The sequence below is a fragment of the Enterococcus mundtii genome (assembly GCF_013394305.1).
In the GTDB taxonomy this organism is placed as follows: domain Bacteria; phylum Bacillota; class Bacilli; order Lactobacillales; family Enterococcaceae; genus Enterococcus_B; species Enterococcus_B pernyi.
The window spans coordinates 26,088-51,768 of sequence record NZ_AP019812.1; the positions used below are offsets into that span (position 1 = coordinate 26,088).

Genomic DNA, 25,681 nt, shown 5'->3' on the forward strand with positions numbered 1-25,681 from the left:
TTTTGCCCTTTTAACTGAAATTATAACACGACTAAGACTAGTAACTGTGGACTCTTTACTAAAAGATACTCTGAGCCAATTCCTATGGTCACTACTGATTTCAAACTTCGCTTGTCCAATCATGCAAAGAGACCGTCGGGAATGCTTCTCTTGATTCAGCTTGTTGTTTTGCAGCAATCGGATTTTCCATAAACCAGTTTTTAACGTAAACAAAGATTAGATTTTGAATATTTTCAACTTTTTCTGTTTTCTGTTTTTGATAGGCTTTTAAAAGAGTTTGATATAATTCTTGCTCGGCATTAAGCCCATAAATATCTAGATCCTCAAAAATAATTTTAGTCTGAGTATCTTTTTCTGCTTTTGCTTTTGCGTTATGGATTGTCTGAACGGTCTTTTGAGCTTCACTGTAACTAGATGAGAATGTTTTAATCAAACTTAGTACTCTCTCAGGGATAAACGTGGCAATGCTATTGTCTTTCATGATCGTTTCAAAATTATCTAGCAATAATTGATCTTGTAGGTGATCTTTCTCAGTGTCTATATTGTGTCTGTTAGTGTCTAAGTTATTATTATTAAGTTCTTTGGCAGATTTTGCTAGTCCGCTATTATCAAAGGATTGAGAGCTTTTCGAGTGGGTAGCAAATTCTGCTAGTCCGCTATTATCAAGGGATTCGGAAGTTTTTGCTTCTTTAGACTGGGTAGCAAATTCTGCTAGTCCGCTATTGTCAAGCTTTTGAGCATGATTTTCCCTTTTTTGCATTAAATATACATCTTGATTTGATACTTCTAGTTCCGCTAAATAAAGTCTATTTTTTTCATTTTTACCAGTAGTTTTGTTGAATCCCATAGGCACTTGTTTTAGAAGGCAAAAATCTTCTAATTCTTTTTTTATGCTTGTAATACGTCGCTCGCTGCAATTCATCATATTGGCTAATTCTTTTCCAGTAAATTCGAAATAGAGATTACCTTGCTCGTCAATTTGATTTTTTATTATAGCAAGTTCACTTCTTGCTTTTAATAGCATGTATGCAATTTTTGCACCTTCCGACAATTCTTTATAAGTATCACTTTCAATAAAGACTTTTGGGTATTGATAGTATAATTCGTTATAAGCACGATTTGCTTTTAAATAATTAAAAGTACTCATTGTTTGCCTTCTTTCTTAAAAATTTATATATCAATTCTCGATTTTCAACAATTGAACTATATCATGTATTTAAACTTAATAAAACAACTACCGTATTTAAGGTATAAGTTATACATTAAAAAAATAAGTATAAGTTATACTTTAAATCCAAATAATGTATAACTTATACTTTAAATATAATTATGATAATGCTGATTTAATAGCTAATATATTGGTGGATAATTAACTTATACTTTAAATAAATTAAAGTATAAGTTATACTTTAATTTATGTTTATATGATATAAGTTATACTTTAATTTGATGTTACATGAGGAAAAATTATTTTGGTAGCTTATCAAATTCTTCTTGTATTTCTTCTTTTATATGTTCTTCTTTTGCTACTCCTAGTCTATGCTGGATATACGAATCTGCTAATGTGTTTACGATTTTTTCAAAAGAAATTCGTCCTTTTTCACTTTGTAACTCTGTCATATAATCTTGTAAAATTGATAATTTACTATTTAATGCTGGAGAGATCTTCTTGGGAACTGATACTTTATTTCTTGTATCGGTAATTGAAACTGGTCGTCCTCTTTTTTTGAAGGATATATTTTTTGTGTTACTCAACGCACTATTGCTAAAGTTAAATTCACCGGATATATTTACGTCTTGTCGTTTGTTATTTGGTAATAATGGTTCAAACTCACCATTTTTCATTGTTTTAGGAATATCAAAGTCTTTAGGCATTACCTATACAACTCCTTTTATTTATTTAAAAACTCTTGTCTGGCATCCAGTTCTGCCAAAATATTTATAAATACTTGGTGTGCTTTATAATCCCATTGATCAAAATTTCCATTTTTATATTTTCTTAATTGTATGCCAATTTTAGAGTATCTTCTTAATCTCTTTTGATAGTGAATGAGATTTTTGGATACCACAGTTCCGTATTTTTCGATTGCTTCTTCTAATATTTCTTTATCAAAATCATCATTTGGTTCTACCATACAAGGTACAATATCTATAATTTGTAAATTAAGTTTATATCTATCGACCATGAATTTTTGATAATTTACATATTTGTTAACTCCTTCCAAAGATTCTTCGGCTGTCTGAAATGAAATTATCGAATAGTCTGAAGCTGCCATAGCATTATCGGAAAACTCGCTAATTGTCGGCGGAACATCAATAAATATTTCTTGATAGTTGTTCTTTATTGGTAGAAGTAATTTTTTTAAGACTGTAACTTGATCTAATTCATTTTCATGTTTGTTTGCAAAAGAAGAGAACGATCGAAAACTTGTGTCACATGCTAGTAGATCAAGGTTTTCATTTATATTAATAATACTACTTGCTAATTCTCCCTTTGCAATACCAGTTGTTATAGTAGTGTTGATAGTGGTTATACCAAAAGTTCTTGCAATAACTTGTGTTAAGTTTGCTTGTGGATCTAAATCTATAATGAGTGTTTTTCTATTTCTTATAATTGCATTGTCATAAGCAAGCATGCTGACAATCTTAGTTTTACCAACGCCGCCTTTGAAATTGCCAACTGTAAATGTAGTTCCCTGAAAATTATCCATATAAATCCTCCTAAGCCTTAATTGATATTTAAAGTATAACTTAAATATCAATAATGGTCAATAATAAAAGTATAAGTTAAATATTGTTCTATAAAAACGTTGAAATATAGGCAAAAAAAAGTATAAACTATACTTTTTTGTTAAAGGTATAAGTTATACTTTTAATAATTAAGGTATAACTTATACCTTAATGAGTTGGTAAATATAAATTTTTAATCTATTTGTGTCTTTAATTTTCGCCGCTGATTTGAAGTAAATTGGTCGTATTCATTTTCTAGTATCAATAATTTTTCATACACATCAGACATGTTTAAGCTTGCCGCAAGTCCTAAGTCATAAATGAAACCTACGGGCAGTGATTCAACTCGTCGATTCCGTGTGATCCAGCTTGCGACAGTACCTTGACTATAGCCATAAGACTCACAAAATTGATCCACAGTAACTCCTAGATACTTGATAATAAATACGTTGATTGGGTGGGAATAAACAAAAGTATTTCGAGACATGGTGGGTAAGCCTACCTCTCCTAATATTATTGCTTTCGCAATAATATTTTAACGTTTATAACCTGCTATTGTCTACTTCTTTTATTCACTAGGACTAATCCCTAATATCGGCATCAAAAAAATAGGCTTAACCCATTCTTGGTTGTCTATTCTTTCTTCATCCATATAGAGCTGTAGTCCAATCACACCTAATTGCCTCTTGAGCGCGTATGGGTTCCAATTGGCTAAATCTTTGATACTCAAGATTCCCATATGATTCAGTCTTTTTTTCATTCGTGAGCCAATCCCCCAAAAGTCCGTCATATCTTTAATCGTCCAAATTTTTTCTGGCACATTTTGATACGTCCATTCCGCCACAAATCCTTTATTATGCTTGGCTTCATTATCTAAGGCAAGTTTAGCCAAAAGTGGATTATCACCGACACCGACGGTTGCGATCAAACCAGTTTGACGGTAAACGTGTAACTGTATCTGTCTTGCGAGCTGTCTGCGTCTCTCACTTCTTGTACCAGGTGTCGTAAATAAGTTCAGCGATTTTGTTACTTTAAGAATTGATTCGTCGATCGAATAAATCAATAAGTCTTCATCTGCGACGTATTGCCGAAAAATACTGTTTACTTCCATATTTTTCTTTATATACAGGTTCATTCTTGGCGGAACAATGTGCAGTTCTTTAGGCAAAGGATAAGGTAAATCACGTGGTCTACTAACGTTTGTGATTCCGTATTTACTTTTGGCAGTGGGTGAAGCGGCTAAAGTAAGTCCTGACCCTGTATTATCTGCTCGACTCATCACAACTAAAGGCGTTGTTAATGGATCTAAATTTCTTTCGACACATTCAACGCTCGCATAAAAACTTTTTATATCGATCAAAAAGTAATCATTGACTAGCTCATTTGAGTAAACAAGCATATTTTTCTCCCCCATTTCAATTCGATTATACAAACATACGTTCGCATTTGTAAAGGGGAACATTCTAAAATAGCAAAAAAGTCAGACTATTTGTCTGACTATCATACACCTACTTATTTTTTTCGTTTAGCAATTGAAAGTCTTGATCAATGAATTGGTAACAATTCCCACAATTTTTACAATGGTATTGTTTCGTTTGAATATTGAGTTGAATCAGCTCACCACAAGCACAATCGATCGATACAGCCGTTCTTCGTTCTAATCCATATAATGGACGTCCCCAAAAAGTGTAGCCTAATTGTTGTTCTTTCATTCACTTCATTCCTCCATAAAAATATATTTTATCTGTAGTTGGTATAACGCTTAGTTCAACCAATGATACGTCTCAATGAGTGAACCGGACCTTAGAATGTTCGTATGAACAACCATATTTTGAATTAAAACAGATTACTCCCTATTTACTATCTCTTAACTGTAACACATTTGTATTTAATGTTTCGTCTAAATTTCCCTCAGTATTTGTTTCACAACAATGTGAATTGAAATATTTATTCTTATTGAATGATCAGAAACTCAGAAGTATCCGTCTCTGATAAATTGTTCATGCATTAATAAATTTTATTTTAATGAACAATGATCTAATGATAAGATTATTGAAACAAAAGCTAATGACCGTTCAAATCATATACTTATAAAAAAAGCCTTCAGAAAATATTTTTCTGAAAGCTCTTTTTATAAGATCTATTGCGTTACACTTATTTTATACGACATGAAATACTAGAGAGTTATTGATTTCCACACTTAACTCATTTCCACAAAGTTCTTTGAGGTACGTACGATAGTCCGTCTCAACGATTCGCAGGATTTCTTTTATAGGCCATTTATTATAGTCATAACGAATCAACTCTGCTATCAGTGTTAGTTTCGCATCGATTCCCAACACTCTAGGAAGCTTTTCCCAAAAATTTTCTGGCGAAATCGTACTTATCAGTTGATCGAGTTGCTCGAACTGTTGTACAAGGTAATCATTCAGTTCTTCTGCTTCCCTTTTGTCTTGGGGCATACTTTTTTCAAACTGACGCATATATGCATCCTTCGTTAAGAGTGGTTTCATTTTGTGCACTCCTTTCTTTTTTAATCATTTCTGACTGATTTGATAAAATTTTTCTGCTTATTTATTGATCAGACTACAGTAACCCATCGAGGATTTTTAAATCATCATTCTGGGTAACGATTTGATCTATCAGAGATTCTAAAGACATAGCAAGATAAGAGAAAATGATACTCTTTTCTAATTGTCAGGAACTGCACTTAATTCCCATGTCAACGTTGTCGAATAACTGGTTGCTTCTGGATTCGTTCCTTTAGGTACATACAGACTGACACTTTCTCCTGCCGTCTCGCTATCACCGAAACGATAGATCCAAGTACCTGTCCCCTCATTCCCTTGTGCTTTAAGTAACGTCCGCCGATTTCCAGGTACTAACCTACATGGAACAGTAAATTGGAGTCCTGGTTCCGTTCCACCTTGAGCAGTAACGACTTGTTGGTTTGACAGAATTAAACTAGCTCCATTAAGCATTTGGTTCTCTTTGCCTTTAAACTGTTCATTTTGTGTAACCGCCAATTCCCAACCGTTTCGCTTAGATTCTGGACGTCGATCACTAATCTGAATATAATTTGGGCGATCTTGTGTTTCATTGACCGTTCCGTCTTCGTTCAGTAAACGTTGCGGTTGCGCATAATATGTTTTATCTTTGACTGAGATATTCTGTTCTCCAAAATTGAAGCGAGAGGCAAAATCGATACTTAGTGGACCTTGTTCTTCTGGAAGAACTGGTGGATTTTCTGGAGTCACTTCTATTTCAGGATCCAAAGGATCTACCGGTAAAACATTATCTGAGAGCTCAACAATATAAGTTTTAGCTTTTTTAAATATTGCATCATGATAAGTATAATCATTTGCTATCGGATTTCTATTCCCATACTCACTATTAGTTTCAGGCCTTCTAAAAACACTATCAATAGTACTAAAATGATCAATCAAGACTCCTTCGTTGTCTTCCATTGATACTTGTACTTCATCCCCCTCCATTAGCTTACTTTTAAGTTCAAAAGAAAAACTACCATCATTTTTAACTTGTTGCTTTTCTATAAATTGATTATTAATATATAATAAAGCATTATTTCCAGGGATGTTTATTGAGTTTGGAAATGCCTCGATATTAGTTGTATTAGTAGTTAAGTTTATATTATGCCCGAAGTCAACTAATTCCGGTGGAGTTACATTCAATACTGTTATTGGGCTAATTAATTCTAATTCGTCTTCTGACAAAGAGATTCTCCCTTCATTCGATCCTCTGCTGATTGAAACAAATTCAATGGTAGACCCTTTATTAAGAAGGTCTTCAAATTCAAACAGTATTCTTCCTCCTTTTCCTGGATCATTAGCTTCTTTTTCTTCCCAAGTTTGAATTGGAGATTCATTTCCTACGGTAGAAGCTGTATAATTTTTAGAATTATTATCAGGATCTGTAACTTTTATTTCAGCTGTAATTTCATCCGTACCAGCTTCTCTTTTATCATCTAGACCCTCTTTATAAGAAAACTCAGCTATAAATGATTTATCAGCATTCGTCGGCTGTCTAAATCCTTCAAAAATAGGTTTTGAGTTATTAGCTGATATTCTAGATACTCTTCCTGACAGTCCAGGTAAAGATGTTGAAAGATCAGGGTTATTGTTCGAAGAAGCAGAAGCAAAATCCCGACCTTCATAAGAGACATCAATTTTTTTAAAGAAACCGATATCAGGATCACTATCAAAATGGCTTCCTGTTGACCATGCAGAAAAAAAGGTATTAGTAATATTTAAATGAGAACCAGCTTTCGTTCCGAAAATATCTCCTCCGGCTTGTCTTACATTCTTAAAGTCGAAATAGTATGGAGAATCTACATTGAAGTCCATGGTATCTCCTGCCACGAAAACACCATATTCACGAGTACTATTTGAAGATCCTTCTGAATAAAAAACTGTATCTGGATTTTGATTAAACGTTAGATGTCCACCAGCAGAATGCAAAGCTGATGCATAATCATTTATTAATCGTAATTGTGATCTAGTTCCCTCTGCGCCATTGTTATCAATACTAAAACTATTGTTTCCATCGCCAAGATAGACAGTAGAAAAATTTTCTGAAATAGATCCACTACTCGGACGGTCGGTATAATGAGTATTATCTAAATCTAGATTTCCCCCGCTTGTAATACTAATGTTATTATTGGAACCAGCCATGGATATGGCACGAGTATTATTACCAGGGTTATCAAATTCAACATGTTTTGTGAAAACTGACGCATTATTTTTTATAGATAGATTATTTGAACCTCCAGCAAAATTAATTAAAGGATTATTTCTTCTTGCTGAGCTCTCAATGTTTATTTTCGAAAAATTATCTATAGTAACTTCAGCATTCGCTGTACTCATTCCTATAGAAGTACCATACAAATTATTACTTAGAATTTCAGAATTATTATCTACCGTAAAAACTGCAGATTCACCATTCATAAATATGCTTCTACGTCCTCCTGAAAGAACATCAATAGATATCTTTGAATTTTTTGAAACTTCTAAAATAGGTGAAGCCCCATCAATTCTTATAGCATTGTTATTTCCATCTGCTGCAGTGTTTGAGTTGCTCCGTGCACTGATTGATATGTTAGAGTTATCACTTACTTTTAATGATGGATTCGCATTTCCATTTCCTACTAAGATATTTTCATGCACACCAACTCCACCCTCTATAGAGATTGCACTATTATCCAAAATCTCCAGAGAAGAGTCTTGCCCATTCATAGTTATTCCATTTGCAGAACCAGTAGTTTTGATATCAATATCACTTTTTGATGCATGAAAATTAATAGTATTTCCCCTTAAATTTATACCATATCCTATTGTAGTATTGATATTAACATGACTATCATTAAGTTTTATATCAGCACCAGTTCCCTCTAAGTTCACTGCTGATTGCGTTTCGGATGTGACCGATAACTCCGAGTTTTCTACCAATAGTTTAGGATTATCTCCAGATAGATGCAGTCCTCTTTTAGAGGCAGTGCTTCTCACAGTCAGATTGCTTTGTCCGCTGATACTAACTGTTGGTCTTGCTCCTGGTAAAGTAATTACATTATTACTTGTATTAGAAGGCTGCGCTGTTGTTCCTATAGCATCTATAGTTAAACGAGAATTCTCTAAATTGAATTTTGCGTTTCCTCCCCTCATATCGATTACATTTGCTGTCCCTGCTAAAGTTTTAATATTTACATAAGAGTTGTCATTAATATTTATACTTGGATTGGGCATATCAGGAGCCGTATAAAATATATAAGTATTCGCTTTTTCAATATTTACTTCTGATGAACCGCTAACCTCTATATCTGTGACATTAATAAATGTATCTGAAGCTGATTGGGTATTTTCAAACTTATTTACTCCTCCTGTGAAATGAATCTTAGCTCTACGTGCAAGAATTAATGGAGATCTATTTATAGATGATTCTCCAATATTTTCTAATTCAACTACCCAGTTATAACTATCAGTATTTGTACTTTCAAATATTGGTCTTTGCCCAATTTTTGAAAGTGTAGTATTTTCAAAACGTAATGTTCTTTTTGTATTCTCTGAATAGCCAGATAAAACTAAACTACCATTGTCAGCGCCAAAATTAATTGAGTGACCATTTCCTTTGACTAATAAGCTTCGATCTATTGAACCAATTGCTGTTGATACACCAGTGTCGCTTCGATTCAGATTATCACGCACCTCAATAACTCCAATTTCAGGATTAGCAACGGCTAAGCGAAATTCTTCAAACGTATTGACTTCAATGGTTTCTCCATCAAAATGTGTATGGTTGATTATCTTTTCTTCAACATCATCAACAGGTTGATCCAATAATGGTGCTGATGTATCTATGCCCTCATCTCCATCTGTATTTTCATCAGAAGCATCTTCATCGATTGTTTTATCATTATGATCTTTCTCTTCATCTTTTACAGAATTATCAGGTTGCTCTACATCTTGTGTTGAATCCATGATGTTATTGCTCTTATCTTGTTGAATCTCAATAGTTGCATTTACTTCTTCTACAAACACTTCATAACTACCTGCTGTGTCAAATACTAAAGGAAGGCCAAACTTAGTTTGAATACGTTCTGAATGAATAATCCATTCATGAGATTGCTCTCCTTGTTCGACTGAAATCCCTTCTGGCAATTGCTCTTTGATGATCGTTGCTTCTTTGGGTAAGATAACTCGCGCCTCTGAAACTTCTTTATCCGAAAAGAATGTCACTTGTAAGGGTTCTTCTACCTTCCCTTGTAATTGAGATTGAGGAAAGAAAAAGTGAGGATCACTGAATAGTTCTTCTAAGGAGTTTTGAACAGACAGTAGTTCCACTAGTTCATGTTCCTCGGTATCCATCGATGTATCTGCGGAAACCATACTGCCTGATATGGATACTGATTGCATCATTAAAATTGCCGTTCCCAACAAAAGTATCGCCCTTCTTAATCTTGTAGTCATTACATTCACTCCTTCTTACTTATCTTGTTCGTTTGCTCTAGCTTTTTTTTAATTAGTGGATAAAGAACGATTCCAAGTAATAAAACAAGTAAAGTAATGGAGCCAATCATCCACCAATTAATGCTCGTATCGATTGTGACATCTTTCTGATTCAATGCTCGTGCTTCATCTGCTTCGATCGTAAAGGTTTTTTCCCATTGCCATTCCTCTTCTCCTGAACGTGCCGTCATTTTCAATAAATAGTCACCACTGCGAAAACGATCACCTTCTAAAGAGATCGGAAAGTTGAAATTGGAGTTTGGTGCCATTTGCATTTGTTCTTGACTTGCTTGGTATAAAATCTCTTCTTCGCCCACTTTTTGAACCGTAGCTTCGACTTCTAAGCGATTCACGAAGGTCGGTGTGAAGTTTTGTAGATTCGCACTGATCACATTGCGATAGTTGAGTTGATCAGCAAAAACATCTAACAACTCTAAATCCGGTTGTACAGCATTTTGTTTGTTGCTCACAACTACACCTATGATATACGCAAACTCATTTTGGATGGCGACACCCTCTTCATTACTCGTTTCTTCTGATGCTTCTTCTTTGACTTCTGACACTCGTAATCCACCCGCTAATAATCCTTCAAATTCTTCTGTAGGCATGTTCAAGTCAAGCGTAACGGTCTTTGTTTCATTTCCAGCAAGTTCAAGGATTTTTGGTTGTTCAATCAACTCAGCCAGTGAATGTTTGAGTGTTGGATCTGCTTTATCCGCGTCTTGTCCGTATTCTACTACTCCCATCACGTTGGTATAAGCAGTATGTGGAGTAATTTGGATTTTCTTTGCTTTTGCATTGGCATTTTGTAGTTTCAGCGTGAGTTTTTCTGTCGTATTTGGTGCAAGATTCAATTGAAAATAACGATCATTTCCTGACTTTTGATTTTCTGAGAACTCCGGTGTCACATAAAAATTCAATGTTTCTTCTTCTGCGCCCACACGCATCGATGACAAAAAACTAACCAATAACATGAGCAGTATGATCCCTGCTTGATGGATTTTATTTTTTCGATATGTATTTGTTTTTTTCATTCTTCTACCCCTTCCTTTGAAGAGAGTAGCGCTACAAACTTGTAACGCTACTCCATGTACTTATATAAGTTTCGTAAAGACTATGCTTCGTTCTCTTCATCTACACCGCTACTATCAGGTGTAGTGGATAATTCCCAAGTTAGTGTTGATTTGTATTGTGTCGCATCTTTTGCTGTAGAACCAGGAACAAATAATTGGATCGCATCATTTGTTACTACGTCAGTAGCATCGTCCGCCTCTTGTGCATCTAAGTTTGCTTGGTTGCCCCAAACGACTGAAGAGACACCTGCGCCTTTATCTTTTTCTGCTGTCATTACTGATACAGAAGAAGCATTTGGTATCAATTTCAATCCATCCGTATGAGCCACTGGCGCATTCTCAGGCGTACTTCCTTCGTACTGGATTCTTGGATTCAACAATGAAATCTCTGCACCAAGCAATGTATCATTGACTGTTTCATTCGTTGCTTTAAAGTCGGTCATACGTACTTGCAGATCCCAACCAGCATTCGTTCCACGCACATCTTGTACTTGCGCAAAACTGACATAAGGGACTTTGTTTTCTTCACCAGTCGTGCCCGTTTTTTGTTGCTTTTCTGCAATCATATTGTAGGTTTGATCTTGATTAGAGATAACTTGTGAACCGAAATTCATCGTTGCAGCTTTCATGATGGATAAAGGTCCTGTGGTTCCTGGTACTTCAGGAGAAATTTCTACATCTGGACCTTCTTCTGGTGGAACAACGACTAATTCTTCATCCTCATTCGCTGTAAATTCAATTGTTCCATCAGTTGTTACATTACGTACTTCTTCTGCGAAGGCTGTGATACCCCCGACAAAAATTGTGGATGTTACTGCTGCAATGGTTGCTAATCTAACAAATTTCATTTATTTAAATCCTACTTTCTTCATTTTTTTCTTTTTTCCATAGCCAAAAGCCAAGTGTTGCTATGATCAACAGAAGACCAAAAATTGTCCATATACTCTTCTGTTCCTCATTTGTTTTCGGTAATCTTCTGGATATTCCGTGTTCGGTATCTGACGGTTGCTGGGAAATTTCTTTTGGTAAATCTGGTTTGACCTCAGCTTCTGGTGCCGGAACTGGTGTTCCAGGTGTTTCATATACACCAGTAAAACCAATGGCCCCTTCAGTTTCCGCCGAACGTACCTCTGCCCCATAAACAACTAGTGGTGCATAAAATTGAATCAGTAACATACCCATACTTAGTATGTATTTTTTTTTGTATTTCATATCCCTCCTCCTTTATAAGTCTTTGAATAATTAAGAAACTAATTTTAATTAACTTCTTAATCTTCTTAATTAGAATAACTATAAATAATTCACAAATAAAACCGTAATTATCAGGCATGTATGATAATTACGGTTTTATTTATTTAATATGTAGTATTGGTAGAAAAAATCTTGTTTTCTACCAATACAATTTTTATTCAAAGAATCCACCTGAGACGGTTTTCTCTCAGACTGATTATTGATAAGATTCCTTACATTTACCTACTAAAACTATTTTCTAAAAGAATTTTATTTTTTTAGAAGAAATTCAAGATCTTCTTTTGAGCTAATTTCAATTAATAAAGTCTCCCAATCATTAATATTAGGTATTGTATTAAATAATATATATTTTTTTGTCGATATATTTTCAAAATATTCACTGTAATTGGTAACGACTATGTCGATGTAATTAGATTCCATAAAATTTTCAAAATACATTTTATCTATAAAAAATAAATTATGAAATGAAAAATATTTAGTTGCTTTTGCTTTAATGTTTTGTCTAATAAACGTATCACCTTCTAGTAAAAACACGATATTTTTTTGTTTCTTTACATATATATCTCTCAGCGTTTGTCTTAATCTTAAAAAATTACTAACAATATCCTCTTTATAAATGTCTATTTTCAATTTTTTAAGTACTAGTTGAACGTACGGATATAAATTTTCATACGCTACTAAATTATAATTTATACTATCTGTAGTATGATCAGTTATATTCATCAAATAGACTGATGACAATAAATGTTTTATTTTGACAGACGTAAAAAATGAGGTTAGAAAAATAAAATCTAGTTGCTTGTTTTCACTAAATATTCTTTGGTCATTAAAAATTTTTTTTACTAAACTATCTATTTGAAAATAACTTGAAAATTGATGACAGAATTCTAATTCTTTTGATTGATTTGTCGTTCGGTTACTAATATATAGATAATAAATATAAGCTAACTCATCGACAGGTAATTGGTGATTATAGACCATATACACATACCTATCTAATTTTTCAAATTCATTGTTATTATTATTGATATATATCTTATTACTTTCTTTTGACAATGAAACAATATGACCTTGCAAGGATCTTTCAATCGATATATATATATAATATGCAAGCTCTAAAGAAGTAATAGAAGTATTATTTTGAAATTTTTCATTTTTAAATAAAGTTTCTGCAAGTTCTACTACCTTCAAATCTGGAAAGACAGTATGAGGAGTATAATTAGAAATATAGTAGAAATCTACAAAAAATTTACGTATATTTACTTCCGAACCGACAAAATTCAAGGGGTTATATTGTATTGAAAGCTTATATTTAGTAAAAATATCCTCTACTTTAGTTAAATATCTCACTAATGTTGTTTTAGAAATATATAATTTATCGGACCATTCATCAATAGAATAAAGATTACTATAAAAAATATTTTCTAAAATGATAAACAACGGTTCCTGACTCAATAGCTCTTTCTTAAAAGATAAGTATTTCTCCATATTTTTTATTTTTAGAGTATATCCCGTATGAAATGAAGTAATTTCTGAGTATTTTGAAATTTCATTTTTTATTTGATTTACATCTAATATTATTGTTCTTTCTGCAACTCCTATGGCTTTCGATAAATCCGTTGAAGAAATTACTTCAGATAGTTCTAAAAAATTTAATATAGTTAACCAACGCTTATTTTTTTTATTACTTAAAAATTCTAACTGAAATTCCTTCATTGTATACTCCCCCAACTCATCATTAGAACTTTACTCTTGTAACTTATAAATCTATTTGTTGTAAATTGAAAATAATAATACGATTATTTAATAATTTTATTATAATATATATTTTCTATTTAGTTATCTCAAAGTAACTCTTAGACTTATACTATTCTTAATATTATTTAATTCAATAAAAAAAGTTTAGTCATAGCATATAAAAGAATTTAATAAAGCTTTTTTTAATCCAGATTTAGTTATACGTAATATACATACCAAATAAAATCATTAAATAATCTCAAATAATTATCTATAAGCTACTATACTTTTTATTAGTATAATATTACTTATGTGTATTATTAGAGTTTACCCTAAATAGACACTAGCCGATCATTGTCATTTTTATATTTAAACGACAAATAATTAGAAAAATTTGTTCCATTTAAACATAAAAATGACAGTTGTTCTCCTATCTTCCTTCACGTTACGGAAACATACATTCGTGTTTACAACGAGGATCTTCTCTAAACAGAAAAATAGCCAGACAACTGTCTGACTATCATACACCTACTTGTTTTTTTCGTTTAGCAATTGGAAGTCTTGATCAATGAATTGGTAACAATTCCCACAATTTTTACAATGATATTGTTTCGTTTGAATATTTTGCTGAATCAGCTCACCGCAAGCACAATCGATCGATACAGCCGTTCTTCGTTCTAATCCATATAATGGACGTCCCCAAAAAGTATAGCCTAATTGTTGTTCTTTCATTTACTTCATTCCTCTCTAAAAATATCTCTATTCGTAGCTAGTATAACGCTTTGTTTGGCCACTGATACATCTCAAAAAGTGAACTTGATCTTAGAATGCTCGTATAAACAACGATCTGTTTGATTTGAAAGAGATTTTTATATTCATTTTATAAATCTTCTACTCACTCGCTTCTATTTGTTTCTTAATTCTAAAAAGCGTGCTACGACTGAACCCCGTTATGGCTTCCACTTCTTTGTACGATTTACCGGAAGTAATCAATTCATATGCGTGCCTCTTCTTTGGTGTAATTGTTGCTTTCGGACGTCCCTCTTTAAAATTAGGATTATTCTTTTTCGCAAACAATTTCCCTTCCTGAGTACGTTCTACAATCATATCACGTTCCATTTCAGCTACACTCAACAACGTGCGTGTAACCATTCGACCCATTGACGTATTTTCGATCGTTCCAAGATTCAATACCTTAATCGTGACATTATCATCGAGTAAAGGTTCAATAATCTCTAGTGCTTCTCTTGTATTACGGGCGAATCGATCAAGTTTCGTAACAACGATTTCGTCTCCAGGCTTCAGACCAGCCAACAGCTGATTAAACTTTGGTCGATCTCGTTTCGTACCTGTAAATTTTTCAGAAAAAATATTCTTCTTCTCAACACCGTTCTCAAGCAGCTGTTGGATCTGCTCCTTTGTACTTTGAGAAGCAGTTGAGACACGTGCATAGCCATATTTTGTCATTTAACCCACCTGCTCTTACAAATCATCTATCGTATACTCAGAGTATCCTTCATAAAAATAGCTGACATCGATTCCTTTCATATATAACTCGCGATCGTCAATTTTATCAGTCAGAGCGTTAGAAATTAAATAGCGTATTTCTAAGTCATTTATTGGACTGCGCTCCATTGCGGAAAGATAGTCTGCTTTATCGATTAAGTTCCAGTCGACAACTTTTTGCAATTCTTCTTTCAAAATGAGATCCAGCCAAATTCTAGTGCTTCGTCCATTTCCTTCACGAAACGGGTGAGCGATATTCATTTCTACGTATTTTTTAATAATCTCGTCAAAAGAAGTTTGCGGCATTTGATCAACATGCTTTAACGAATGTTCCAGGTACATGACCGGTGCAAATCGAAAATTTCCTTTTGCGATATTGACCGTTCGAATTTTTCCTGCAAAATCGTAGATTTCTGAAAAGAGAAAATCATGAATTTCAGATAAGCCTTTAAACGTGCCGACTTCGATTTCATTTATTTTCCCCGAATCGTATAATTCCTTCGCTTTTTGCTTGCTAAGTTTTTCTTCTGCTTTTGCCAACTCAACTTGATTGGTTAAACCCAATTTATTCTCTAAAATCATGCAAAATCCCCTTAACTTTATGACATAAGTTTATGAAACACTCTCAAGCCTATTATATCGCGAATTTAACCATGTGTCAAAAACTATTAAGTTTCTGACACCTATTGAAGAATTGTTCTAAAACTCATGAATCTGATTTTTTTAATTAACAATGATTTGTCTGAGAGTTAATTGACACAAAAATATAGTAACAAATATCAACAATACTTAAAAAAGAGGGTACAGAAATTAGTTTTTTCTGTACCCTCTCGGTTTTCTTTATCTACAAGATCATTTTTTAAAAATACACATCTTATTTTTGTTGTCAATCCGAATTCTACTGTTACTAACTAATTGTGCATGCCAATATTATTTTGGATGAAAGCATCATTAAATACAATGATTAACGTTTTTGCATTACTAATAACAAAAAGTGTGAAAAGTGACAAATTAAAAATGAATCAAAATTTTGTAGAACAAATACTAAATGCCTAGTTGTCCTGGTTTTTATCAATTTGAGAGTAACTCATTAAGATCTGGAATCATGACCAATTCCCAAGTCAATGTCGAAGTATACCTCGTCGCATCTTTCGCAGTTGATCCAGGAATCGATAATTGAATTGCGCTATTTTCTACAACTTCAACCTCTTCATTCGCAAATTGTGCATTCAAGTCTGATTGGTTCCCCCAAATAACAGAAGAAGCACCTGCACCTTGTCCTTGAGCCGCAGTCATCACTGATTGTGCTGCACCGTTTGGAAGTAATTTTAGTCCTGCTTCGTGTGCTGTAGGCGTATTTTCAGTAGTGCTTCCTTCGTATTGGATACGAGAGTCGAGAAATTCGATCTCTGCACCAGTCAAGACTCCGTTTTGAGTAGTTGATGTGAAGTCACTTAGACTAACTTGCAAGTCCCATCCTGCATTTGTTCCGCGGACATCTTGTACTTGCGCAAAGCTGACATAAGGTACTTGACCAGTTCCATCTTCTAGATCAGCCATTTCTGCTTTCATTTGATAGGTCTGATTTTTTGTAGAAATCACTTGGGGTCCAAAATCCATCGATATTGCTTTCATAATCGACAAGGGGCCTGTTCCACCCGGGATCTCAGGTGGAATGGTTACTTCAGGGCTCGTTTCTGGAGGAATGACGATTAACTCCTCTGAGTTAGGCAGAAATGTAATTTGCCCTTGGGTTTTAACGTTATTGGTAGGGGTATTTGATCCAGTTTCATCACTTGATTGAGAAACGACCGTTACAGTTGAAAAAACGCGTACCTCGCGACCATTCGCATAGGTGAGAAGTAATTCTAATTGATGTTGCCCGACTTTTGTTAGAACTTCTGGATTGATAAGAGTAATCTCCGGCTTCTCGTCATCACTATCATGCGTTTGAGACACAAAGTCAAACGGATCGTACGATTTCCCCAGAATTAATTCTACCTCTAGACCAATAGGAAAAGTATTAGAAACTGGAATTCGCACGTCTTTGTACTGCTCATAAACTGTTGGATCAATGAGGTCTGTCCAAGAGACGGGCATCTGTTGATAGTCTTCAGACCTCCAGTACTCAACATTCAATACTCGATCTGCTGTATCATCACGCGTATTACCAGAAACAAAGGTGGATGCTCCTTTAAATCCTTCCCTTGCCCCATTCATAATTAGCAATTCTCGCCTACGATCTGCCGGGATATTGTGGTAATTTACAAAGTGATTATCGATGAAGACCCCATTAAAAACATTATCTATCCCTGTATGTCGGTTATATTCCATCCCAATTGCATAGCGATCCTGCCACTCTTTGAAATCAAAGACATTATTGGCAACCAGAAAATTCGATAACTCTGCCACCGTTCCTTGAGCAAAACTATCCCCTAACCCAAATTCTGGTGTTTCATACAATATAAGACCCGTATTACGAAGATAATTATTCATAATTGTGATATCACGACCGGATTTAAACTTAAATCCCCCATAGGGGCCATTATGTAGCCCACGAACGTGGTTCCCGACAACTTGGACACTTTGTGATCCTCGAAGATAAATCGCATGATCCCCTACGACCCCAAAACGATCCTCATTTTCATACATTTGTTGAAAAAAATTATCTTTGATCAACACATTTTTTGTATTATTATAAGAATTTACACCACAAGAAAGGTAGTTTTGGTCATTATGTGCAAGGACTATTTCCTGTGACTGTAACGCAGACTGGAGACGGTTGATAGTTTGAACAATCGCTTCATTACTAAAGCTTTTTATTGCATCTAATTCATTGATTCGTAAACCAAACAAATTATCATTGATGCGTACATTTTTCATATATTCATAGATTCCCGATGTTGCAAATCCTCCAATATAAATAGCTCGATTTTCAGTATCAGGAGTCGAATGTTCATGATCTCTCATAAAGATGTTATTTTGTATTGTTGCCCCATTGGATGCTTGTAAATTGATTGGGTATAAAGAAACCGGGTGATAAAAGACATTATCCTTGATTACAATACTGTTGGATCGACGAGTAAAGATACCGATCCCATCAAAAAATAATTGACTGAGTTCAATATTATGACTCGTTTGATAATCTTCATCAGATAGAGTGACATTCTTACTGGTTGTATTTTTGAAGATCGTGGGTGCTGATTGATCGCCTTTAAGTTTTAGTCCACTTCGTAATGTCACATTTTCATCAAGGATATAGATGCCTGCAGGAATATAGACTTTGTTTGTCTGTGTCATTGCCTGATCGATAATAGCTTGTAGCTTTACTGACTGATCAAAGGCACTCTCTTTATGTAGCGCATTGGTGCCAAAGATTTCTTGATCCGTCGCATCTAACCAAGCTGATTCTTGTATTTTGGTGTTCCCCTTTTGGTGGTCTTGGGCATGTATTTCTTCGATTGGCGTGATTATTAGTAGCCCTAAAAATAGTATTATTAGAGCATTTAAGGTCATTGTCATATTTTTTTTGTCCATCTTTCTCTCCTTTTTATTGATTTACCAATAATTGTCTCAAACCTCTTTTCGTATTTTTTAGTCACTATCTTTCTTTTTTTCTTGCTTGAGTCTATATTTTTCTAAAAAAACTTTCTGGTAGTTCATTCTGTTATATCCCTTGATATTATACCACATTGAATATCATCGAAGGGGTTGTTTCTGTTTTTGAATTATACTCACTTAACAAAAAATTCAATTAAAAAAATATAAAGTGAAATAGAAAAATCAATACATAAAAGACTCGTAATTGATCCCTTGGTTTCCTATCAGACCTTTTTAAGTATTCCCATAAGCTATTTACACATTTATAAAAACAGATGATAATTAACCATAAAAAAAGCTCTTATCAAAGTAAGAGCTTACACATTTAGCTTATTCCAAACAGAAATCCGCTTTCGCAAATACAATATTACATTTTTCAACGAATAGCACTTAATTCAGATAGCTATTAAATTTTTATAACTGATCACCGTTTTTTCTGAAGTAACGCTTACTTGGGCTATACTTAGAGTGACAACGGCCGAATTGTTTAGCAGGAATACGATGGTTCCAACGACTTGTTTCTTTTTATGTTTAAATGATACCAGTTGATTTTCTTTAAAAGCCAAGCCTTCGATCGATGGTTCTATTGGTTTCCACTTTCCAAAACTCATAATAATCTCCCCTTTTTAAGTATTAAAAAAACCGTCTCAAGCAATTGAGACGGTTAAACAAATCATTTATGCTGTGCAAATATTAACGGCTTGCATGCCACGTTGACCTTCTTCAGTATCAAAGGTGACTGCTTGACCTTCATCAAGAGACTTGTAGCCATCTGCTTGAATCGCAGAAAAATGAGCAAAGACCTCTTGTCCATTCTCTCCGGTGATAAAACCAAAACCTTTATCTGCATTAAACCATTTTACTGTACCATTATTCATCCTATTTCCTCCTTGTGCATCACTACGTATGCGTTTTGTTGCAATAAATGTTTGATAAGCAAAAGGAGAGTATAAATGGAAGCATAGCACTCTTAATACGTTTCAAAGTATATCACTACATTCAGTATACCACACAATTGGATTGTATTCTAATTTTATAAAATTTGGTCATTTTCTATATACTTTTTCTCAAAAAATTAATCTTGGATATTTTATGATTCGAGAAATGATTTTGCCCAACCTACATGACCTCTCATAATGATTTATATATTTTATCAAAAAGAACGGTCAATAGAGTATACCTTGTTGGACCCATATTATCTCTTGAATGTATTGATTAACTGAACATAAATTATTTAAGGGATTTTATGATGGAAAATGAGTTTTCTAAAGTATACAAACAAAAAAAGATTGCCCAGAAAGTTTTTTCTGGACAATTTTTTAGCCTATTTTCATTTCAGATTGTATACCATCGAATAGTAATTATTTGTACTTAAATTATTCCCACAAAGTTCCTTGAAGTACGTGCGATAATCTTTCTCAACAATTCGTAAGATTTCATTTATTGGTAATTTATTATAGTCATAATGAATTAGCTCGGTGATTAGACTTAATTTTGCGTCAATTCCTAGAACTATAGGAAGATTTTCCCAAAAGTTTTCTGGTGAAATTGTGCTTGTCAATTGGTCAAGTTGTTCGAACTGTTGTGCCAGATAAACATTCAGTTCTTCTGATTTTCTTTTATCTTGTGGTGTATTTTCTTGAAATTGACGCATATATTCATCTTTCGTTAGAGATGGGTTCATGTTGTATGCTCCTTTCTCTTGCCCTTTTCCTTCATTTCTGATTGATTTGATAAAATTTTCTACTTTTTTATTGATCTAGATACAGTATTGTAGATTCATCATTCTGGATAAAAATTTGATTTATCAGAGATTCTAAAGATAAAACTAGAGAAAAAACGGTATTCTTTTCTAATTTTCAGGAACACTACTTAATTCCCATGTCAACTTGGTCGAATAACTAGTCGCTTCTGGATTTGTCCCTCCAGGGACATATAGACCGACACTTTTATCTGCCGTTTGTTGATTTCCAAAACGATAGATCCACGTTCCTGTCCCAGATTCTCCGTTTGCTTGTATGAGTACTTTTCTTGTATTTGGTAAGATTTGCTGCACAGGTTCTTCTTCTAGTTCAGGTATAGTTCCACCTTGTGCAGTCACTAGTTCTTGATTGAATAACTGGATTTCAGACCCAATCAATTCATGTCCGCTTTCATTACGGAATTGTCCGTTCTGAGTAACTGATAATTGCCATCCATTGCGCTCATTGGCGGCACGACGGTCACTGATCTGCACATAGTTTGGACGCTCTTTCGTCTCGTTAACCGTTCCATCTTCATTCAGTAAACGTTGCGGTTTGGCATAATAGGTTTGGTCATGAACAGAAATAGCTTGTGAACCAAAGTCGAAGGACGAAATAAAATCTATACTTAGTTGACCTTGATCCTCAGGCAATTCCGGTATGTTTTCTGGAGCTACCTCTACTTCTGGATCCAAAGGATCTACCGGTGATACAACCTTCGCTTCATAAACCGCTCGAATCGTAGTATTTTCGTTTCCAATTGTGACAGTTGTTACTGCATTGAAGTCATTGTCAATCACGCTATCCTCTCCATTAATGATTTCCCATCGAACAAAATCATATCCTTGGTTTGGATTTGCACGAATCACTGTTTTTTCCCCTGGAGATAGTTGGGGTGTCTCTACTTCAGGCGTTCCTCCATTTATTGGATTGGCTTCTAAAACAACCTCATATTTAATTTCTTCAAATATTGCTCGAAGAACGGTATTAGAGCTTCCCATAGTAAAATTAGTATTCTCTAATTCTACATCTTCAATCACGCCGCCTGTTCCAGATGCAATCTCCCACCGGCTAAATTGATAGCCCGGATTAGGAAATGCGCTAATTCCCACTGTTTCCCCTTGAAACACAGAAGTCTTGTTTGACTCAGCACTTCCCCCTTCTATAGGAAAAATTTCAAACGCTAAATTCTTGACTGCAGAATTTGAAGGTCTAGGTGAAAACATCGAAAAACCCTGTCCTCTAGTAGTAGTTGCCCGAAATTGTGCACCATTTCTAATAATCCATCCGGTTGTATTAGAACCCATAGCAGCTACATCAATTGCGTAAGAGTCTTCAGATTCAACTACGGTAAAAGTATTTATATTTGAAGGAAGTATCACCCCAATAAGATCATCTTTCTTGATGTGCAATGTATAACTCGAATTGGAATGATAAAAGTATATAGGTGCCTCTACTGCCAAACCGTTTGAATTCTCCAGTGATATATCGGCGGTAAAGCTTGCTGGTACAGACCAACCATTACCATTACTCCACAACCACCCACGGTTACTCCGTATCAACATATCTGAACTTTGTGAAACATCGAAAAATAGATCTAGATTGCTTCCAGTTGTATCTTGAACAATATCGGGGAAAATATACTTAATAGCTGACAGGCTCCCAGAGTTGAGCGCCATACGATCGGATGCTCTCATCCAACCAAAACCTGCTGGCAGGCTAGAGTTATGTGCTTGGACGTAATGATAAGTATCTGGTATCAATTCCGGACGTATTAATTGGTCTCCTCTACTTATAATCAAGGGGAAATTATTAATATTCCAATTTCTTGGTGAAGTCTCAGAAAGTTGAGCGGCACTATTTTTCTGATAACCCAAATCATACTCAGTAACATAATCTTGATCTGATTTTTCTTCAATTGAATCGTCCTCATCCATTTGTGTTTTTTCGTGATCAGAAATTTCAATTTTCACTGTATCTTCTGCCATAGTAACCTCATACATCCCTGTTACCTCGAATACCAGAGGAAGAACAAACGTATTTTGCGCCCTTCCTGACTGAACGATCCATTCATTAGGCTGCGCCCCTTCCGAAACTGATATCCCTGTTTGTAATTTATTTTTTAAGAGTGTTGCTTCTTCTGGTAAGAATACACTCGCTTCGGACACTTTTTGATCAGAAAAGAATGTCACTTGAAGGGGTTCTTCCACCGTTCCTTGTAAATGAGATTGATGAAAGAAAAACTTAGGATCACTAGCTAGTTCCTCAATGGGATTTTGAAAGATAGATAACTTCATTTGTTCTTGTTCCTCTGTATCAGTCATTGTCTCTGCATAAACCATTCCAGCTGGCATGAATACGGCTGGCATAATCAAGATGGTCGTCCCTAACACAAGCATTACTCTTCTTAATCTTGAGATCACTGCATTCACTCCTTTTCATTACTTTTCATTACTCTTATTCGATTGCTCGTTTTTTCTTTTATGGAAAAATAAATAAAGATTGATTCCAAGTAATAACACAAGTAACATGATTGAACCAATCATCCACCAATTAATACCTGTATCAATCGTGACATCTTGCTGATTCAATGCTCGGGCTTCATCTGCATCGATCGTAAAGGTTCTTTCCCATTGCCATTCCTCTTCCCCTGAGGTAGCTTTTAGTTTCAACAGGTACTCCCCACTGCGAAAACGATCCCCTTCTAAGGAAATCGGAAAGTTGAAATTGGAGTTTGGCGCCATTTGCATCTGTTCTTGACTGGCTTGATATAAAATTTCTTCTTCGCCTACTTTTTGTACCGTTGCTTCAACTTCTAAACGGTTCACGAATGTCGGGGTGAAGTTTTGTAGATTCGCACTAATCACATTACGGTAGTTGAGTTGATCGGCAAAAACATCTAGCAAATCTAAATCAGGTTGCACGGCGTCTTGTTTGTTGCTCACAACCACACCGATGATATACGCAAACTCATTTTGGATGGCGACGCCTTCTCCATCGCTCGTTTCTTCCGTTGTGTCTTCTTTGACTTCTTCGATCCGTAAGCCACCCGCTAGAAATCCTTCAAAGGCTTCTTTTGGCATCTTCAGATCAAGTGTCACTGTTTTCGTTTCATTTCCAGCAAGTTCAATGATTTCTGGTTGTTCAATCAACTCATCTAGCGAATACTTGAGTGTGGGATCAGCTTTTTCCGCGTCTTGTCCGTACTCCACGACCCCCATCACATTCGTATACGCAGTATGTGGCGTAATTTTGATTTTCTTTGCTTCTGCGTTGGCATTTTGTAGTTTCAATGTCAACTTTTCTATCGCATCCGGTGCAAGTGTTAAATGAAAGTAACGTTCATTTCCTGCTTTTTGATTGTCTGAAAATTCCGGTGTTACATAAAAATTCAACGTTCCTTCTTCTGCGCCCACATGCATTGGTGCCAACAAACTAACGAACACCATAAGCAGTATTAGCCCTGCTTGTTGGATTTTATTTTTTCGATATGTACTTACTTGTTTCATTCGTTTACCCCTTCCTTTAAAGAAAGTAGCGTTACAAATTTGTAACGCTACATCATTCACTTCGATCAATTGAAACCGTTGGTTTCGTCAGGATTATAATCCATTATTTCAACCTGGTTAAGCCTCAATATTATCAGGAGTAGAAGATAATTCCCAAGTAAGTGTAGAGTTGTATTGTGCCGCATCTTTCGCTGTCGAGCCTGGCACAAATAATTGGATGGCATTGTTAGTTACTACATCCGTTTCTGGGTCAGCCTCTTGTGTGTTTAAGTTGGCCTGGTTTCCCCAAACTACGGAAGAGACACCAGCGCCTTTATCTTTTTCTGCAGTCATCACTGACACAGCAGAAGCATTTGGTATCAATTTCAATCCATCGGTATGAGCTACTGGCGCGTTCCCAGTCGTGCTTCCTTCATACTGGATTCTTGGACTTAACAATGAAATCTCTGCCCCAAGCAAGGTATCATTGACTGTTTCTTTTGTTGCTTTAAAATCTGTCATACGTACTTGTAAATCCCAACCTGCATTCGTTCCACGGACATCCTGTACTTGTGCAAAACTGACATAAGGGATTTTGTTTGCTTCACCCGTCGTACCCGCTTTTTGTTGTTTTTCTGCAATCATGTCGTATGTTTGATCCTGATTCGAGATCACTTGTGAACCAAAATTCATTGTGACAGCTTTCATAATCGATAACGGTCCAGTTGTTACTGGTACTTCAGGATTAATTTCAACCTCGGGCTCTGTTTCTGGTGGCACAACGACTAATTCTTCATCTTCATTTGGTGTAAATTCAATCGTTCCATCCGTAGTGACGTTACGTACTTCATCTGCGAAGGCTGTGACACTTCCAACTAAAATAGTGGATGTTAATGCTGCAATGGTAGCTAATCTAACGAATTTCATGTATTTAAATCCTACTTTCTTTGTTTGTTTTTTTCTTTTTGCGGTTCCAAAACCAAAAACTAAGTGTGACTATGATGAGCAGAATCCCCAACATTTTCCAAGTACCCATCTGACGCTCGTTCGTTTGTGGTAGTCTTCTATGCTCGCTCTTTCTCCCTTCTGAGGGTGATTGGGCAATTTCTTTAGGGAAGATTGGTTTTACCTCAACTTCTGGTGCTGGCATCGGTGTTCCTGGTGTTTCATAGACGCCAGTAAACCCAATTTCCCCTTCAGTTTCAACAGAGCGTACTTCTTTCCCATAAACAACTAATGGTGCATATACTTGAATCAGCAACATACCTATACTCAGTATGTATTTTTTTTTGTGTTTCATATCCCTCCCCCTATAATCTTTCTTAGATTTCTCGAAAATCTTCGTTTTTCAGAGTAGTGATTATCTATGTAACCCGTTTCTAGAAAACCAAATCTAACAACTTTTTCAAGGCATCTAATCATAACGGATGCCTTTTTTTGTCGTCTACCCAAAAACGAAGGTTTTTGATAAAATATTTCTATAAGTATTCATGCATGTTTTCCTTACAAGAATCATCATACTTGGAGAAGGCAAA

General features: G+C 34.9%; 22 protein-coding genes and 1 pseudogene. All 23 read right to left on the reverse strand.

Annotated features, from left to right (window positions below; translation table 11 throughout):
* Nucleotides 1-100 precede the first annotated feature (100 nt).
* The gene (locus HZ311_RS15295; protein ID WP_178946885.1) at nucleotides 101-1,147 is read right to left on the reverse strand and encodes a replication initiator protein A; all 1,047 of its coding nucleotides are present in this window, start codon (nucleotides 1,145-1,147) and stop codon (nucleotides 101-103) included.
* Between the two features lie 320 nt (nucleotides 1,148-1,467).
* Complete coding sequence (locus HZ311_RS15300) at nucleotides 1,468-1,875, reverse strand: hypothetical protein (RefSeq protein WP_142433693.1); 408 nt, start codon at nucleotides 1,873-1,875, stop codon at nucleotides 1,468-1,470.
* 17 nt (nucleotides 1,876-1,892) lie between these two features.
* Nucleotides 1,893-2,711, reverse strand: a complete 819-nt coding sequence (locus tag HZ311_RS15305) for a ParA family protein (protein ID WP_178946886.1) — start codon at nucleotides 2,709-2,711, stop codon at nucleotides 1,893-1,895.
* Between the two features lie 212 nt (nucleotides 2,712-2,923).
* Nucleotides 2,924-3,217, reverse strand: coding sequence for a type III secretion system protein PrgN (locus tag HZ311_RS15310; protein ID WP_178946887.1), 294 nt, complete (start codon nucleotides 3,215-3,217; stop codon nucleotides 2,924-2,926).
* Nucleotides 3,218-3,340: 123 nt separating this feature from the next.
* Nucleotides 3,341-4,129, reverse strand: a pseudogene (locus HZ311_RS15315) (Y-family DNA polymerase); the annotation flags it as partial.
* A gap of 109 nt (nucleotides 4,130-4,238) precedes the next feature.
* A complete protein-coding gene (locus HZ311_RS15320; RefSeq protein WP_169059075.1) occupies nucleotides 4,239-4,442 on the reverse strand; it encodes a DNA helicase UvrA in 204 nt (67 codons plus the stop codon).
* 447 nt (nucleotides 4,443-4,889) lie between these two features.
* The gene (locus tag HZ311_RS15325) at nucleotides 4,890-5,243 is read right to left on the reverse strand and encodes a DUF7006 family protein (RefSeq protein ID WP_074802088.1); all 354 of its coding nucleotides are present in this window, start codon (nucleotides 5,241-5,243) and stop codon (nucleotides 4,890-4,892) included.
* Between the two features lie 177 nt (nucleotides 5,244-5,420).
* The gene (locus tag HZ311_RS15865) at nucleotides 5,421-9,710 is read right to left on the reverse strand and encodes a WxL domain-containing protein (RefSeq protein WP_229078148.1); all 4,290 of its coding nucleotides are present in this window, start codon (nucleotides 9,708-9,710) and stop codon (nucleotides 5,421-5,423) included.
* 5 nt (nucleotides 9,711-9,715) lie between these two features.
* Nucleotides 9,716-10,783, reverse strand: coding sequence for a DUF916 and DUF3324 domain-containing protein (locus HZ311_RS15335; protein ID WP_178946888.1), 1,068 nt, complete (start codon nucleotides 10,781-10,783; stop codon nucleotides 9,716-9,718).
* An 80-nt stretch (nucleotides 10,784-10,863) separates the two neighbouring features.
* Nucleotides 10,864-11,670, reverse strand: a complete 807-nt coding sequence (locus HZ311_RS15340; RefSeq protein WP_074802082.1) for a WxL domain-containing protein — start codon at nucleotides 11,668-11,670, stop codon at nucleotides 10,864-10,866.
* A 4-nt stretch (nucleotides 11,671-11,674) separates the two neighbouring features.
* Entirely contained in the window at nucleotides 11,675-12,034 is a 360-nt protein-coding gene (locus HZ311_RS15345) for an LPXTG cell wall anchor domain-containing protein (RefSeq protein WP_178946889.1), read from the reverse strand.
* A 288-nt stretch (nucleotides 12,035-12,322) separates the two neighbouring features.
* Entirely contained in the window at nucleotides 12,323-13,789 is a 1,467-nt protein-coding gene (locus HZ311_RS15350; RefSeq protein WP_074802078.1) for a helix-turn-helix domain-containing protein, read from the reverse strand.
* Nucleotides 13,790-14,338: 549 nt separating this feature from the next.
* Nucleotides 14,339-14,542 carry a hypothetical protein gene (locus HZ311_RS15355; protein ID WP_010734340.1) on the reverse strand — a complete coding sequence of 68 codons (204 nt, stop codon included), beginning with the start codon at nucleotides 14,540-14,542 and terminating at the stop codon, nucleotides 14,339-14,341.
* 159 nt (nucleotides 14,543-14,701) lie between these two features.
* A complete protein-coding gene (locus tag HZ311_RS15360) occupies nucleotides 14,702-15,277 on the reverse strand; it encodes a recombinase family protein (RefSeq protein WP_002300096.1) in 576 nt (191 codons plus the stop codon).
* Nucleotides 15,278-15,292: 15 nt separating this feature from the next.
* A complete protein-coding gene (gene fic / locus HZ311_RS15365; RefSeq protein WP_023520620.1) occupies nucleotides 15,293-15,898 on the reverse strand; it encodes a protein adenylyltransferase Fic in 606 nt (201 codons plus the stop codon).
* Nucleotides 15,899-16,387: 489 nt separating this feature from the next.
* A complete protein-coding gene (locus tag HZ311_RS16100; RefSeq protein WP_178946890.1) occupies nucleotides 16,388-18,853 on the reverse strand; it encodes a WxL domain-containing protein in 2,466 nt (821 codons plus the stop codon).
* A 458-nt stretch (nucleotides 18,854-19,311) separates the two neighbouring features.
* On the reverse strand, nucleotides 19,312-19,527 hold the full coding sequence (locus HZ311_RS15375) for a hypothetical protein (RefSeq protein ID WP_178946891.1): 216 nt from the start codon (nucleotides 19,525-19,527) through the stop codon (nucleotides 19,312-19,314).
* Between the two features lie 66 nt (nucleotides 19,528-19,593).
* Entirely contained in the window at nucleotides 19,594-19,794 is a 201-nt protein-coding gene (locus HZ311_RS15380; protein WP_086335682.1) for a cold-shock protein, read from the reverse strand.
* Nucleotides 19,795-20,246: 452 nt separating this feature from the next.
* Nucleotides 20,247-20,600: a DUF7006 family protein gene (locus HZ311_RS15385; RefSeq protein WP_178946892.1), complete on the reverse strand. Its 354-nt coding sequence runs from the start codon at nucleotides 20,598-20,600 to the stop codon at nucleotides 20,247-20,249.
* Between the two features lie 168 nt (nucleotides 20,601-20,768).
* On the reverse strand, nucleotides 20,769-23,081 hold the full coding sequence (locus HZ311_RS15390) for a WxL domain-containing protein (RefSeq protein WP_232092515.1): 2,313 nt from the start codon (nucleotides 23,079-23,081) through the stop codon (nucleotides 20,769-20,771).
* Nucleotides 23,082-23,099: 18 nt separating this feature from the next.
* Complete coding sequence (locus HZ311_RS15395; protein ID WP_178946893.1) at nucleotides 23,100-24,167, reverse strand: DUF916 and DUF3324 domain-containing protein; 1,068 nt, start codon at nucleotides 24,165-24,167, stop codon at nucleotides 23,100-23,102.
* 117 nt (nucleotides 24,168-24,284) lie between these two features.
* Nucleotides 24,285-25,073 carry a WxL domain-containing protein gene (locus HZ311_RS15400; RefSeq protein ID WP_178946894.1) on the reverse strand — a complete coding sequence of 263 codons (789 nt, stop codon included), beginning with the start codon at nucleotides 25,071-25,073 and terminating at the stop codon, nucleotides 24,285-24,287.
* A gap of 4 nt (nucleotides 25,074-25,077) precedes the next feature.
* Nucleotides 25,078-25,446, reverse strand: a complete 369-nt coding sequence (locus HZ311_RS15405) for an LPXTG cell wall anchor domain-containing protein (RefSeq protein WP_178946895.1) — start codon at nucleotides 25,444-25,446, stop codon at nucleotides 25,078-25,080.
* Nucleotides 25,447-25,681 lie beyond the last annotated feature (235 nt).

What these genes read in the sequence shown, in the direction of transcription:
- HZ311_RS15300 (WP_142433693.1), bottom strand. Translation starts at nt 1,875, where the DNA reads ATGCCTAAAGACTTTGATATTCCTAAAACAATGAAAAATGGTGAGTTT.
- HZ311_RS15335 (WP_178946888.1), bottom strand. Translation starts at nt 10,783, where the DNA reads ATGAAAAAAACAAATACATATCGAAAAAATAAAATCCATCAAGCAGGG.
- HZ311_RS16100 (WP_178946890.1), bottom strand. Translation starts at nt 18,853, where the DNA reads ATGGACAAAAAAAATATGACAATGACCTTAAATGCTCTAATAATACTA.
- HZ311_RS15400 (WP_178946894.1), bottom strand. Translation starts at nt 25,073, where the DNA reads ATGAAATTCGTTAGATTAGCTACCATTGCAGCATTAACATCCACTATT.
- HZ311_RS15865 (WP_229078148.1), bottom strand. Translation starts at nt 9,710, where the DNA reads ATGACTACAAGATTAAGAAGGGCGATACTTTTGTTGGGAACGGCAATT.
- HZ311_RS15320 (WP_169059075.1), bottom strand. Translation starts at nt 4,442, where the DNA reads ATGAAAGAACAACAATTAGGCTACACTTTTTGGGGACGTCCATTATAT.
- HZ311_RS15345 (WP_178946889.1), bottom strand. Translation starts at nt 12,034, where the DNA reads ATGAAATACAAAAAAAAATACATACTAAGTATGGGTATGTTACTGATT.
- HZ311_RS15385 (WP_178946892.1), bottom strand. Translation starts at nt 20,600, where the DNA reads ATGAACCCATCTCTAACGAAAGATGAATATATGCGTCAATTTCAAGAA.
- HZ311_RS15375 (WP_178946891.1), bottom strand. Translation starts at nt 19,527, where the DNA reads ATGAGTTTTGGAAAGTGGAAACCAATAGAACCATCGATCGAAGGCTTG.
- HZ311_RS15310 (WP_178946887.1), bottom strand. Translation starts at nt 3,217, where the DNA reads ATGTCTCGAAATACTTTTGTTTATTCCCACCCAATCAACGTATTTATT.
- HZ311_RS15340 (WP_074802082.1), bottom strand. Translation starts at nt 11,670, where the DNA reads ATGAAATTTGTTAGATTAGCAACCATTGCAGCAGTAACATCCACAATT.
- HZ311_RS15295 (WP_178946885.1), bottom strand. Translation starts at nt 1,147, where the DNA reads ATGAGTACTTTTAATTATTTAAAAGCAAATCGTGCTTATAACGAATTA.
- HZ311_RS15360 (WP_002300096.1), bottom strand. Translation starts at nt 15,277, where the DNA reads ATGACAAAATATGGCTATGCACGTGTCTCAACTGCTTCTCAAAGTACA.
- HZ311_RS15380 (WP_086335682.1), bottom strand. Translation starts at nt 19,794, where the DNA reads ATGAATAATGGTACAGTAAAATGGTTTAATGCAGATAAAGGTTTTGGT.
- HZ311_RS15325 (WP_074802088.1), bottom strand. Translation starts at nt 5,243, where the DNA reads ATGAAACCACTCTTAACGAAGGATGCATATATGCGTCAGTTTGAAAAA.
- HZ311_RS15395 (WP_178946893.1), bottom strand. Translation starts at nt 24,167, where the DNA reads ATGAAACAAGTAAGTACATATCGAAAAAATAAAATCCAACAAGCAGGG.
- HZ311_RS15350 (WP_074802078.1), bottom strand. Translation starts at nt 13,789, where the DNA reads ATGAAGGAATTTCAGTTAGAATTTTTAAGTAATAAAAAAAATAAGCGT.
- HZ311_RS15405 (WP_178946895.1), bottom strand. Translation starts at nt 25,446, where the DNA reads ATGAAACACAAAAAAAAATACATACTGAGTATAGGTATGTTGCTGATT.
- HZ311_RS15355 (WP_010734340.1), bottom strand. Translation starts at nt 14,542, where the DNA reads ATGAAAGAACAACAATTAGGCTATACTTTTTGGGGACGTCCATTATAT.
- HZ311_RS15305 (WP_178946886.1), bottom strand. Translation starts at nt 2,711, where the DNA reads ATGGATAATTTTCAGGGAACTACATTTACAGTTGGCAATTTCAAAGGC.
- fic (WP_023520620.1), bottom strand. Translation starts at nt 15,898, where the DNA reads ATGATTTTAGAGAATAAATTGGGTTTAACCAATCAAGTTGAGTTGGCA.